This window comes from Phytobacter diazotrophicus (assembly GCF_052061655.1).
GTDB classification, from domain to species: domain Bacteria; phylum Pseudomonadota; class Gammaproteobacteria; order Enterobacterales; family Enterobacteriaceae; genus Phytobacter; species Phytobacter diazotrophicus.
Window position 1 is genome coordinate 1412348 of sequence record NZ_CM125428.1, and the last position, 12246, is coordinate 1424593.

The window sequence follows — 12246 nt, forward strand, 5'->3', positions numbered from 1 at the left end:
TGGTCAGGCTATGGTTCAGCGTGTGCAGCAGCGCGGCGAGAAATTGTTTTCATCCTCTGGCGCGACCGAATCCGATAACCTGGCGATCAAAGGTGCCGGCTAACTTCTTATCAGAAAAAAGGCAAGCACATCATCACCAGCAAAACCGAACACAAAGCCGTGCTGGACACCTGCCGTCAGCTCGAGCGTGAAGGTTTCGACGTGACCTATCTGGCACCTCAGCGCAACGGCATCATCGACCTGAAAGAGCTCGAAGCGGCCATGCGTGACGACACCATCCTCGTCTCCCCATCATGCACGTGAACAACGAAATCGGTGTGGTACAGGATATCGCGACCATCGGCGAAATGTGCCGTGCGCGCGGCATTATCTACCCACGTTGATGCGACCCAGAGCGTGGGCAAACTGCCCTATCGACCTGAGCCAGTTGAAAGTGGAATCTGATGTCCTTCTCCGGCCACAAAAATCTGATGGCCCGAAAAGGGATTGGCGCGCTGTACGTGCGTCATGAAACCGCGTATCCGTATCTGAAGCACAGATGCACGGCGGCGGTCACGAGCGCGGTATGCGATTGCCGGTACCCTGCCCAGTACACCAGATTGTCGGCATGGGTGAAGCTTACCGTATCGCCAAAGAAGAGATGGGAAACCGAGAGTGGCGCGTCTGCGCGGTCTGCGTAAACCGTCTGTGGGACGGCGTGAAAGATATGGAAGAGGTCTACCTGAACGGGCGATCTCGACCAGGGCGCACCAAACATCCTCAACGCTCAGCTTTAACTGACGTTGAAGGCGAAGTGGCTGATCATGGCGCTCGAAGACCTGGCGGTTTCCTCTGGTTCTGCCTGTACCTCGGCGAGCCTGGAACCCTCTTACGTGCTGCGCGCGCTGGGTATGACTGACGAGCTGGCACACAGCTCTATTCGTTTCTCTTTAGGTCGTTTCACTACCGAAGAAGAGATTGACTACGCCATCAAGCTGGTTCGCAACTCCATTGGTCGTCTGCGCGCAACTCTTCTCCACTGTGGGAAATGTCTCAAGCAGGGCGTGGATTTGAACACCATTGAATGGTCACATCACTAATCGGTAGCGGAATCAGGAGAACAGTAACATGGCTTACAGCGAAAAAGTAATCGAATCACTACGAAAACCCGCGCGACGTCGGCTCTTTTGACAACAGCGATGAGAGCGTTGGTAGCGGATATGGTGGGTGCACCAGCCTGTTGGCGAACGTAATGAAGTTGCAGATTCAAAGTCAGACAATGAAGGTATCCATTGAAGACGCGCGCTTCAAGACCTACGGTTGCGGTTCGGCAATCGCCTCCAGCTTCACTCGTCACCGAGTGGGTAAAAGGCAAGTCCCTGGATGAAGCGCCAGGCAATTAAAAACACTGACATTGCCCGAAGAGCTGGAATTGCCGCCGGTAAAAATCCACTGCTCTAATTCTGGCGGAAGATTGCGATTAAGGCCGCAATTGCGGACTAACAAAAGTAAACGTGAAGCAAAATAATTGAGGGCATTGTATGTCGATCAATACCCTGAGCGACAGTGCTGCAACGCGAGTGAATAAGCTTTTTGGCCAATCCTGCGGTAAAGGGTTTGGCCTGCGTCCTGGGGGTCAGAACCTCTGGTTGTTCTGGCATGGCCTACGTACTGAAATTTGTTGACGAACCCTCGGCGGAAGACACCGTGTTCGAAGTATAAAGGTGTGAAGGTCGTTATCGACGGCAAGAGCCTGCAATTCCTTGATGGCACGCAACTGGATTTCGTTAAAGAAGGCCTGAACGAAGGGTTTAAGTTCACCAACCCGAATGCGTCAAAGACGTGAGTGCGGTTGCGGCGAAAGCTTTAACGTGTAATTGCATTTCACCGATAAGCCCCACCATAGAAAAGACTTCTACATCCTTCGCGCCTGAGTCAGCGTGAAGGACGCAGAGTATGACTGTGTGTGGGGTTTGTTTTCTCAGCAGGTCTATATCCGAGATTGCTATGGATTACTTCACTTCTCTTTGCGGTTATCCGCCCACTATCAGATTGACATTCAGGCGCTGGCGTCACGCTACCAGCGATCTGCAGCGTCAATACCATCCGGATAAATTCGCCAGCGGAACCCAGGCAGAACAACTGGCTGCGCTGCAGCAGTCTGCAACTCATCAATCAGGCATGGCAGAAGCGCTGCGTCAGCCCGCTGAATCGCGCGGAATATCTCCTTTCACTGCACGGCTTCGATCTCGCCAGCGAGCAGCACCACGGTGCGCGATACCGCTTTTCTGATGGAACAACTGGAATTGCGCGAAGAGCTTGATAGAGATTGAACAGGCGCGGGATCAGGCGCGTCTTGGAAAGCTTCTAGCAAACGCGTGAAAGGTATGTTTGATTCCCGCCATCAGCAACTGATTGAACAACTGAATAATGAAACGTGGGATGTCGCGGCGGATACCGTGCGTAAAACTGCGTTTAGTTCTCGATAAACTGCGCAGCTCAATAGAACAACTCGAAAGAAAAACTGCTCGGTTTTTAATTTTTCTGGAAGCACAAGATGGCCTTATTACAAATTAGTGAGCACCTGGTTTGAGTGCCGGCGCCGCATCAGCGTCGTCTGGCGGCAGGCATCAGATTTTAGGCACCACCAATTCTCTGGTTGCTACTGTACGCAGCGGCCAGAGCTGAGACCCTTGCCGATAGCGCCGGGCGTCATCTGTTACCTTCGGTTGTGCACTATTCAGCCACCGAACATACCCGTGGGTTATGACGCGCGTGCCAACGCCGCACAGGATCCGGTTAATACCATCAGTTCCGTAAAACGTATGCTGGGCCGCGCGCTGAGCGATATCCAGGTACGTTACCCGCATCTGCCGTATCAATTGCAGGCAAGCGAGAACGGTCTGCCGATGATCGCCACCAGCGCGGGGCTGATAAACCCGATCCGCGTCTCTGCCGATATCCTGAAATCCCTTGCGCTGCGCGCGCAAGAATCCCTGTCCGGCGAGCTGGACGGCGTGGTTATCACCGTTCCGGCATATTTTGACGATGCGCAGCGTCAGGGCACCAAAGATGCCGCGCGCCTGGCGGGCCTGCATGTTCTGCGTTTGCTCAACGAACCGACCGCAGCGGCGATAGCCTATGGCCTGGACTCCGGGAAAGAGGGGGTGATTGCCGTTTACGATCTGGGCGGCGGTACCTTTGATATTTCCATTCTGCGCTTAAGCCGCGGGGTGTTTGAAGTGCTGGCTACCGGCGGTGATTCCGCGCTGGGTGGCGATGACTTTGATCATCTGCTGGCAGATTTTATCCGCGAGCAGGCGAACCTGCCTCAGCATGGCGACAACCGTCTGCAGCGTGAACTGCTTGACGCCGCTATTGCCGCAAAAATTGCGCTGAGCGATGCCGCGTCCGTCACCGTTGAGGTGGCTGGCTGGCAGGGCACAGTGACCCGTGAACAGTTCGAAGCGCTCGATTTCGACGCTGGTCAAACGTACCTTGCTTTCTTGCCGTCGCGCGCTGAAAGATGTGGGCGTTGAGCCTAACGAAGTGCTGGAAGTGGTCATGGTGGGCGGCTCCACGCGTGTACCTCTGGTTCGCGAGCAAGTGGGTGAGTTTTTTGGTCGTACGCCGCTGACCTCCATAGATCCGGATAAAGTTGTCGCGATTGGCGCGGCGATCCAGGCCGATATTCTGGTGGGCAATAAGCCAGACAGCGACATGCTGCTGCTGGATGTGATCCCGCTGTCGCTTGGCCTGGAAACCATGGGGGGGCTGGTGGAAAAAGTTATCCCGCGTAATACCACCATTCCGGTGGCGCGTGCGCAGGAGTTCACCACCTTCAAAGATGGGCAAACGGCCATGTCTATCCACGTAATGCAGGGCGAGCGCGAACTGGTGCAGGATTGCCGTTCGCTGGCGCGTTTTGCGCTTCGTGGTATCCCGGCGATGCCAGCGGGTGGCGCACATATCCGTGTTACCTTCCAGGTGGATGCGGACGGCCTGCTCAGCGTGACAGCCATGGAGAAATCCACCGGCGTTGAAGCGGCTATCCAGGTCAAGCCATCCTACGGCCTGACCGACAACGAAATCGCCACCATGATTAAAGATTCCATGAGCTTCGCTGAGCAGGACGTGAAAGCGCGTATGCTGGCCGAACAAAAAGTGGAAGCTGCCCGCGTACTGGAAAGCCTTAACGGTGCGCTGGCGACAGATGCCGCGCTGTTAAGCGCCGCAGAGCGGATGGTTATCGACGAGGCTATCGCACAGTTAAGTGCGGTTGCTAACGGCGATGATACTGACGCCATAGAACAAGCCATTAAAAATCTAGACAAACAAACCCAGGAATTCGCCGCGCGCCGCATGGATCAGTCCGTGCGCACCGCGTTAAAAGGCCATTCCGTCGACGAGGTTTAACATGCCAAAGATCGTTTTTCTGCCTCATCAGGACCTCTGTCCCGATGGCGCAGTTCTGGAAGCTAAGAGCGGCGAGACCATTCTTGATGTAGCCCTGCGTGGCGGTATTGAGATTGAGCACGCCTGTGAGAAATCCTGCGCCTGCACCACCTGCCACTGTGTCGTGCGTGAAGGGTTTGATTCGTTGCCGGAAAGCAGCGAAGACGAAGACGACATGCTGGATAAAGCCTGGGGTCTTGAGCCGGAAAGTCGCCTGGGTTGCCAGGCGCGTGTCACCGACGAAGATCTGGTCGTGGAGATCCCGCGTTACACTATCAACCACGCCCGGGAGCATTAATATGGCACTGAAATGGACCGACAGTCGCGAGATCGGCGAGGCGCTGTATGACGCTAACCCGGATCTCGATCCGAGAACTGTCCGCTTCACCGATATGCACCAGTGGATTTGCGAATCTTGGAAGATTTTGATGACGATCCGAACACATCGAACGAAAAGATTCTCGAAGCAATTCTGCTAGTCTGGTTGCAGATGAAGCATCTTGATATCGACGGGCTGCCTTGCTGGCGGCCCGTTTTCATATCCCATGCGCTAAAGGACAAAACAATGACAACAGAAGCGATGAAAATTACGCTGACGACCCAGGGCGCAGACGCTCGTTGGGGCGAAAAAGCGCTCTACAGTATTAATAACGACGGCATCACCCTGCACCTGACCGGTAAAGATGACACGGGCTTAATTCAGCGCGCCGCGCGCAAAATTGATGGCATGGGCATAAAGCATGTCGCGCTGAGCGGAGAAGGCTGGAACGCGGATCGCAGTTGGGCGTTCTGGGCTGGTTACAAAGGGCCGAAAGGGACGCGCAATGTTGAGTGGCCGACCTTATCAGAGTCCGATCAAAAAGAGCTCGACAGCCGTCTGAAAACCATCGACTGGGTGCGTGACATCATCAATGCGCCGGCAGAAGATCTCGGGCCGGAACAACTGGCGCAACGCGCTGTGGATCTGCTCAATGACGTGGGCGGCGAGGCGGTCTCTTACCGGATCGTGAAAGGCGAAGATCTGCGCGAAAAAGGATATATGGGCATCCGTACTGTCGGGCGCGGTTCTGAACGTCCGCCGGTACTGCTGTCGCTGGATTTTAACCCGACGGGTGATGCAGAAGCGCCAATCTATGCCTGCCTGGTCGGTAAAGGGCATTACCTTCGATTCCGGCGGTTATAGCATCAAGCAGACCGCGTTTATGGATTCGATGAAATCCGATATGGGCGGCGCTGCGCTGGTGACCGGTGCACTGGCATTTGCGATTACGCGCGGCCTGAAAAAGCGGGTGAAACTTTACCTATGCTGCGCGGATAACATGGTCAGCGGCAATGCCTTCAAACTGGGCGATATCATCCGCTACCGCAACGGCAAAACCGTAGAAGTCATGAACACCGATGCGGAAGGGCGTCTGGTGCTGGCAGACGGTCTGATTAATGCTTCCGCGCAGAAACCGCAATTTATCATTGATGCCGCGACCCTGACCGGGGCTGCTAAAACCGCATTGGGTAATGACTATCATGCGCTGTTTAGCTTCGATGACAAACTGGCAAACCGTTTACTGGCCAGCGCTGCGGCGGAAAACGAGCCGTTCTGGCGTTTGCCGCTGGCGGAATTCCACCGTAATCAGCTACCGTCAAACTTTGCCGAGCTGAATAACACCGCTGGCGCGGCGTTCCCGGCAGGGGCAAGCACGGCGGCAGGCTTCCTGTCGCATTTTGTGGAAAATTATCAGCAGGGCTGGCTGCATATCGACTGCTCTGCGACCTATCGTAAAGCGGCGGTGGAGCAGTGGGCTGCGGGTGCGACGGGCCTTGGCGTGCGTGCCATCGCGAATCTGTTGACCGCGAAGTAATTTTCCCCCTCATCCTGACCTTCTCCCCAAAGGGACGAGGGGGATTGTACGGTGCAGGCCGTCCCCCCCTCTCTATGGGAGAGGGCCGGGTGAGGGCTTCAAACAGCTTAAACGAACAGTAAAATTTATGTCTCATTCAGACCACAATCACGACCATCATCACGAGCCTGAAACCCTCGATAGCCTGCTGGAAAAAGCTGCGACTGAGCCGGCTTATCGTCCGGCATTTTTCCGCAAATTGCTGGAATCCACTGTTTGGGTGCCAGGCACTGCCAGCGGAAGATGAAGCCATTGTTGAAGACAGCGTGTTGGATCTACAGCACTGGGAAAAGGACGACGGCCAGTCGGTGATCCCCTTTCACCTCCCTCGAAGCCCTGCAGCAGGCGGTGGAAACGGAGCAGGCATTTGTGGTGATGCCTGCGCGTACACTATTTGAAATGACGCTCGGTGAGACGCTGTTCCTCAATGCGAAGTTACCGACCGGTAAAGAGCTCACGCCGCGTGAAATCAGCCATCTGGTGGGTAAAGATGACAGTCCGTTAAGCCAGCAGGAAGTGCTGGAAGGCGGCATGTCGCTGCTGCTGTCCGAAGTGGCAGAACCGCCCGCGCAGATGATCGATTCGTTGATCAAATTGTTCTCGACCTTCAACCATGTGAAATGTGCGTATCTTTGCTCTATCAAAGAGAAAAATGATGCCCAGCCGAACCTGCTGATTGGTATTGAAGCCGAAGGCGACATTGAGAGCGTGATTGAGGCGGCAGGCAGTGTGGCAATGGATACCTTACCGGGTGATGAGCCGAGTGGATATTTGCCAGGTAGTAAAAGGGGAACACGGGGTCAGCCGTTTGCTGATTGCCCATATCACCCCCTTCTATGAGCGCCGCTGGGGCAGTTTCCTGCGCAATCTGAAGAACAACCGCATTATCTGATACGTCGACGGGCTTATCCCGTCACTTCCAGCAGCAGTAAATCCATCAGTAACACCAGATTCGACTCAAACGACGTTACCCCGGCCGCTTCGGCGGCAAAATGCACCGCTTCGTCATACAACGCAAAATGCAAATCCGCGAGGTTTGCCAGCGTATTCGCCGAGGCGCGAGTAAAGGCGATAACCGTCATACCGACATTCTGTGCAATACGCGCTTTATCCAGAACCTGTTCCGTTTCTCCGCTACGTGAGACGGCGATAAACACCTGGTAACGCGCCGCGTTGCTGAGGAAGATATTACGGCTGTCGCCGGGGCCGGAAATAAATGCCGTCTTGCCCAGCACCTGCAATTTTTTTGTCAGGTATTCCGCAAACAGATATGAAAAGCCGGCGCCATAAAGGAAAAAACTCTCTTTCTCGCGCAGTAATGTGACGAACTGTTGGCGTTTCCTCGGTCACCCATTGAAAGGTCTGCTGGTAGTTCGCCATAAACTGATGGAAAAGCGCAGGCAGGGTATTGCCGTTTCCCGTAACCTGCTCTGGAATATGAGGGGTATCGGCCAGAAGCTGTTTGCAGTGCCAGATGAATTCGCTGTAACCGCTAAACCCCAGTTTCTGGCATAGCCGCATAATGGTGGCAGTGAGACAAATGTCGCTGTCGCCAGATCGCGGACGGTGATATTGCCCACCAGCAGCGGGTGATCCGTGAGGTGGGCAAGGACCCGGTATTCGGCGCGGGTAAGAGACTCCCGCGCGTTAAAGGGGCGCTAAACGGTTATCCATTTACGCAGGTTCAATCGGCAAGTCGTCGCGCGCGCCCCATTCACTCCAGGAACCATCGTATAACTTCACGTTATTTGCGCCGAGCGTGGTCAGTGCCAGGATGACGACAGTGGCGGTGACACCCGAGCCGCAACTGACAATAATCGGCTCCTGCAGATTAACGCCCTGACGTGTGAAAATGGCCTCCAGCTGGTCTGTCGTTTTTAGTTCACCGTTAACCACCAAATCGCCCCCACGGTACATTCGGCGCGCCGGGAATATGGCCGCGTTTCAGGCCTGCACGCGGTTCATCCACCTCGGCGTTGAAACGGGCCGCCGGGCGGGCATCCACAAGCTGTGCGGTACGCTCGTGGCTGACCAGCAGCACATCGGTCAGGCGTTTAACCAGTGATGGGTCAACTTTCACTTCGAAATCAGATTGCGGCAAGTTGGCGTCACCCTGCTCAAGTGGCAGTTCATCGCGCTGCCAGCCTGCAAATCCGCCTGCCAGAATTGAAACCCGCTCGACACCGAAATAACGCAGCATCCACCAGGCGCGCGGTGCGGAGAAGAGATTGCCTTCGTCATAGACCACCAGATGTTTGTCGTGGCTTACGCCCAGTTCGCGCATGGCGACGGCAAAGGCTTCCGGGCGCGGTAACATGTGCGGCAGCGAAGTGGTGTGGTCAGAAAGGGCTTCGATATCAAAAAATACCGCCCCGGGAATGTGCCCGGCGCGGTATTCAGCCGTCATATTACGGGTGTGTTCCTGGCCTGCGGGTGCCATACGGGCATCGATGACCTGAACCTCGGGGTCATCGGCGTGTTCAATCAGCCAGTCGGCTGAGACAAAAAAAGAGGTGGACATGGTTGCCTCCGTGTCATCAACAAGAAACCCGCCATGTTTCAGGCTACAGGTGTATTGGCTGGATTCGTTCATCCCGGTCACTTACATCAGTAAGCTTCGGAGATTCTCTCACCTGTCGCCTGCCTGCAACTTGAATTATTCAGGGTATATCCTGAATTGTTAACGTTTTTTCCTGCCCCGACAAGCAACCATCGCAAAAGGCGCGAGTATCCTCGTTATTTTTTTATCGCCCGACCATTTTCCCAGGCTTTTTGCAGCGCGGGCCAGTATTCGCGATTCGCCGCGATCATTTCATCAAGAATCGCTTTAGCGTGTTGCAGTGGTGGGTACTGTGCGGTTGAGCGTAAAAGGCCTGCAGGGCTTTTTCATAACTACCTTCAATGGTGGCTTCAACCAGCAGTTGTTCCGAAGCCAGTTGCTGCATCAATAACGTTTGATGAAACAACGGCACCGCCCCCATGCGCACCGGCTCCGGTCCGTTTGCCGTGATGTACGCCGGTACTTCTACCATTGCATCGTAGGGGAGGTTCGCAATCGCCCCTTTGTTTTCGACGATCACCAGATGGCGCTGACGTAAATCAAAGGCCAGCGAGCAGGCGACATCAACGATAAACGCGCCGTGAACCCCGACATGAAACGCATCCGGTAGGACGCCGGTACGTTGATACTCCTGGGCTGCGGCAAACAGCTTTTTCTCCCTGCCGTTCATCACCTCATTGGCGCGGGTATAGTTGGGATCCTGATGTTCAACAATCTCGTTGGGCATCAGGTAGTACTGTAGATAGGGGTTCGGCAGATATTCCGGGAAATGATCCATCAGCGGTTTAATATTGCGCCATGTCTTCACCCACGACGGATCCGAGTGTTGCGGATCGGTCTGTGCGGCATCTTCGGTGAGCAGGCCAAAGCGGGCAATGTGTTCACGCAGTTGAGGCAGTCTGTCTTCGCCATCAACAAGCACGCGGGTAAACCAGCCAAAATGGTTCAGGCCGAAGTAATCCACCTCCAGTTTGTGGCGATCAACGCCGAGGATCGCCCCCATATTGGCGCATCGCCGCCACTGGCATATCGCAAATATTGAGCACGCGGGCGTCCGGACGCAGACGACGTACCCCTTCGGCAACAATTGCAGCGGGGTTGGAATAATTCACAATCCACGCGCGTTTATCGGCGTAGCGCTCGACCAGGTCAATGAGTTCCACCATTGGCAGAATGGTGCGCAGACCGTACGCCAGGCCGCCAGGTCCACAGGTTTCCTGCCCCACCACACCATGACGCAGCGGAATTTTTTCATCCTGCTCGCGCATTTTGTACTGGCCGACACGCATTTGGGCGAAGACGAAGTGGGCACCGCTAAAGGCCGTTTCCGGGTTGCTGGTGACGGTAAACTTGATGCTCTGGCTGTGGTCACGAATCACTTTTTCCACCACCGGCGCAATAGTGCTCTGTCGGGCTTCGTCGATGTCATAGAGGCGAATTTCCGCCAGCGGGAAATCCTCCAGACGCACCATCAGGCTTTTGACAATCCCTGGCGTGTAGGTGCTGCCGCCACCGGCGATAGAGAGAATAAATGGGGGGTTCAACATCTTTAGTCTCCTTTAGAGAAACGCCTCAACGGCTTCTCGCATTTTTTTGACATGCAGCCCGTAGACCACCTGAACGTTATTGCCTTGTTTGATGACCGCTTTCGCGCCCGTTGCTTTCAGGCGAGGTTCATCAATGGTGGCTACATCTTTCCACCGTGACGCGCAGACGGGTATAGCAGTTGTCTACCACCTCGATGTTGCCGCGTCCGCCGAGTCCTTCGATGATCGCCTCGCCCAGTCCATCGTTGTTGCCTTTGGCCTGGTAATCCTGCTTGCTGTACAAACGCGTCTCTTCGTCTTCGGTTTCCCGGCCTGGCGTCTTCATGTCGAAACGCAAAATCAGGAAACGGAAAATAACGAAGTAGAGGGCGAACATAATCAGCCCGACCACGATGTACATCGGCCAGTTCGACTTCTCAGTGCCGAGCGGCAGGTTATAGAGAATAAAATCAATGATGCCGTTTGCGCCGATGGCATGGACGCCAAGCAGGGAGAAAAGCATCATGCCGATGCCGGTCAGCACCGCGTGCACCACGAACAGCAGTGGTGCGACGAACAGAAAAGAAAACTCAAGCGGTTCGGTCACCCCAACCAGAAGGGAGGTGAGCGCTGCGGGGATAGAGAATCGCTTTCGCCGCCGCTTTGCGTTCGGGCCTGGCGGTCAAATACATGGCCAGTGCTGCGGCGGGCAGGCCGAACATTTTACTGATGCCACGCGCATCCCACACCACTGTGCTGCTCAGTTGTTTCACGTCCGGGCAGGCCATTTCGGCAAAATAGATATTGCGCGCGCCCTGATACATCGAGCCGCACACTTCCTGCGTACCGCCCAGTTCGGTATATAAAAATGGCGTGTAGACCAGGTGATGCAGGCCCGTGGGAACCAGAATGCGCTCCAGGAAGCCATAAATGGCCACGCCGAATGGCCCGGCACCTTTAATGGCCATGGCCAGCGTGCTGATGCCATGCTGGCGAAAGGCCACAGCTCGCTCATGACAACCCCCAGCATCATAGAGACAGGGAGCATGATGATGGCGACAAAGCAGTGGCCGGAATAGATAGCCATCGCCCCCGGAAAACTGTACGCCGGAATACTTGTTGTACAGATATCCCGATAGCGCGCCGGTGAGGATCCCGGCGAAGACGCCCATCTCCAGCACCTGTACACCCAGCACCATACTTTGGCCCGCGGCTTTCATCTGATCGGCCGCTGCCAGCCCCCCCTGCATCTGCAAGGTGACATTCATGGCATTGATAAACACGATAAAGGTGACCAGACCAATGAGCGCGGCATAGCCTTTATCGCGTGCGGCGAGACCAACGGGAATGCCGACTGCAAAGACCAGCGCCAGATTTGCCAACACCGAGACGGCGGATTTCGCAATCAGTTGCCCGGTATGTTGAATCAGCGGATGACCGAGAAACGGCAGGTACTCTGCCAGGTTGCCGTTGCCAAAAATATTTCCGAAGGCGATAAACAAGCCGACAATCGGCAAAATCAGCACCGGACCAAAGAGGGACTTACCGAAATTTTGTAGGGCGTTAACGGCTCTGCTTCATAACGTTCTCTCTTATATGAACCGCGAAAAAGGGGTGAAGATGCACTAACGTTAGCAGGTGAACGCAAAAGTAAGCTATCTATCTTATTGTTTTAAAAACAAATGACCTGAAAGGTAACATGTAACGTTACGACCTGTGATCGCGGTAACATGGCCGAACGAACCGGCTAAACTCAGCGAAGCGCTTTCCAGATTCTGGGAGGCTGTTTGTAATCGGCAAAGTCACGCATAATACTTACGCTTAACGAATT

At 54.9% G+C, this 12246-nt stretch carries 3 protein-coding genes and 11 pseudogenes; 9 read left to right on the forward strand and 5 right to left on the reverse strand.

Features of this window, described 5'->3' with window-relative positions:
- Positions 1-36: 36 nt before the first annotated feature.
- The 9 genes and pseudogenes from ACS0RQ_RS06980 to sseB form a co-directional block, all read left to right on the forward strand.
- Positions 37-1079, forward strand: a pseudogene (locus tag ACS0RQ_RS06980) (IscS subfamily cysteine desulfurase); the annotation flags it as partial.
- Positions 1080-1192: 113 nt separating this feature from the next.
- Positions 1193-1366 (forward strand): annotated as a pseudogene (locus ACS0RQ_RS06985) (iron-sulfur cluster assembly scaffold protein); the annotation flags it as partial.
- Between the two features lie 154 nt (positions 1367-1520).
- Positions 1521-1856 (forward strand): annotated as a pseudogene (gene iscA / locus ACS0RQ_RS06990) (iron-sulfur cluster assembly protein IscA).
- A gap of 130 nt (positions 1857-1986) precedes the next feature.
- Positions 1987-2556: pseudogene (gene hscB / locus ACS0RQ_RS06995) on the forward strand (co-chaperone HscB).
- Positions 2537-4395: pseudogene (gene hscA, locus ACS0RQ_RS07000) on the forward strand (Fe-S protein assembly chaperone HscA). Before hscB ends, hscA begins: the two co-directional pseudogenes overlap by 20 nt.
- A 1-nt stretch (position 4396) precedes the next feature.
- Entirely contained in the window at positions 4397-4732 is a 336-nt protein-coding gene (gene fdx / locus ACS0RQ_RS07005) for an ISC system 2Fe-2S type ferredoxin (protein WP_039079657.1), read from the forward strand.
- A gap of 1 nt (position 4733) precedes the next feature.
- A pseudogene (gene iscX, locus ACS0RQ_RS07010) lies at positions 4734-4921 on the forward strand (Fe-S cluster assembly protein IscX); the annotation flags it as partial.
- A gap of 78 nt (positions 4922-4999) precedes the next feature.
- A pseudogene (gene pepB, locus ACS0RQ_RS07015) lies at positions 5000-6290 on the forward strand (aminopeptidase PepB).
- A 127-nt stretch (positions 6291-6417) separates the two neighbouring features.
- Positions 6418-7221: pseudogene (sseB, locus tag ACS0RQ_RS07020) on the forward strand (enhanced serine sensitivity protein SseB).
- A 13-nt stretch (positions 7222-7234) separates the two neighbouring features.
- Here the strand turns inward: sseB and ACS0RQ_RS07025 are convergent.
- The 5 genes and pseudogenes from ACS0RQ_RS07025 to ACS0RQ_RS07045 all read right to left on the reverse strand — a co-directional run bounded on the left by ACS0RQ_RS07025 (position 7235) and on the right by ACS0RQ_RS07045 (position 11932).
- Positions 7235-8003, reverse strand: a pseudogene (locus ACS0RQ_RS07025) (MurR/RpiR family transcriptional regulator).
- Positions 8004-8850 (reverse strand): annotated as a pseudogene (sseA, locus tag ACS0RQ_RS07030) (3-mercaptopyruvate sulfurtransferase). It abuts the pseudogene before it with no gap.
- A gap of 215 nt (positions 8851-9065) precedes the next feature.
- A pseudogene (locus tag ACS0RQ_RS07035) lies at positions 9066-10436 on the reverse strand (6-phospho-alpha-glucosidase).
- A gap of 130 nt (positions 10437-10566) precedes the next feature.
- Entirely contained in the window at positions 10567-11022 is a 456-nt protein-coding gene (locus ACS0RQ_RS07040; protein ID WP_499079289.1) for a PTS transporter subunit EIIB, read from the reverse strand.
- Complete coding sequence (locus tag ACS0RQ_RS07045; protein ID WP_499079291.1) at positions 11006-11932, reverse strand: PTS transporter subunit EIIC; 927 nt, start codon at positions 11930-11932, stop codon at positions 11006-11008. The genes ACS0RQ_RS07040 and ACS0RQ_RS07045 overlap by 17 nt, the downstream gene beginning before the upstream one ends.
- Positions 11933-12246 lie beyond the last annotated feature (314 nt).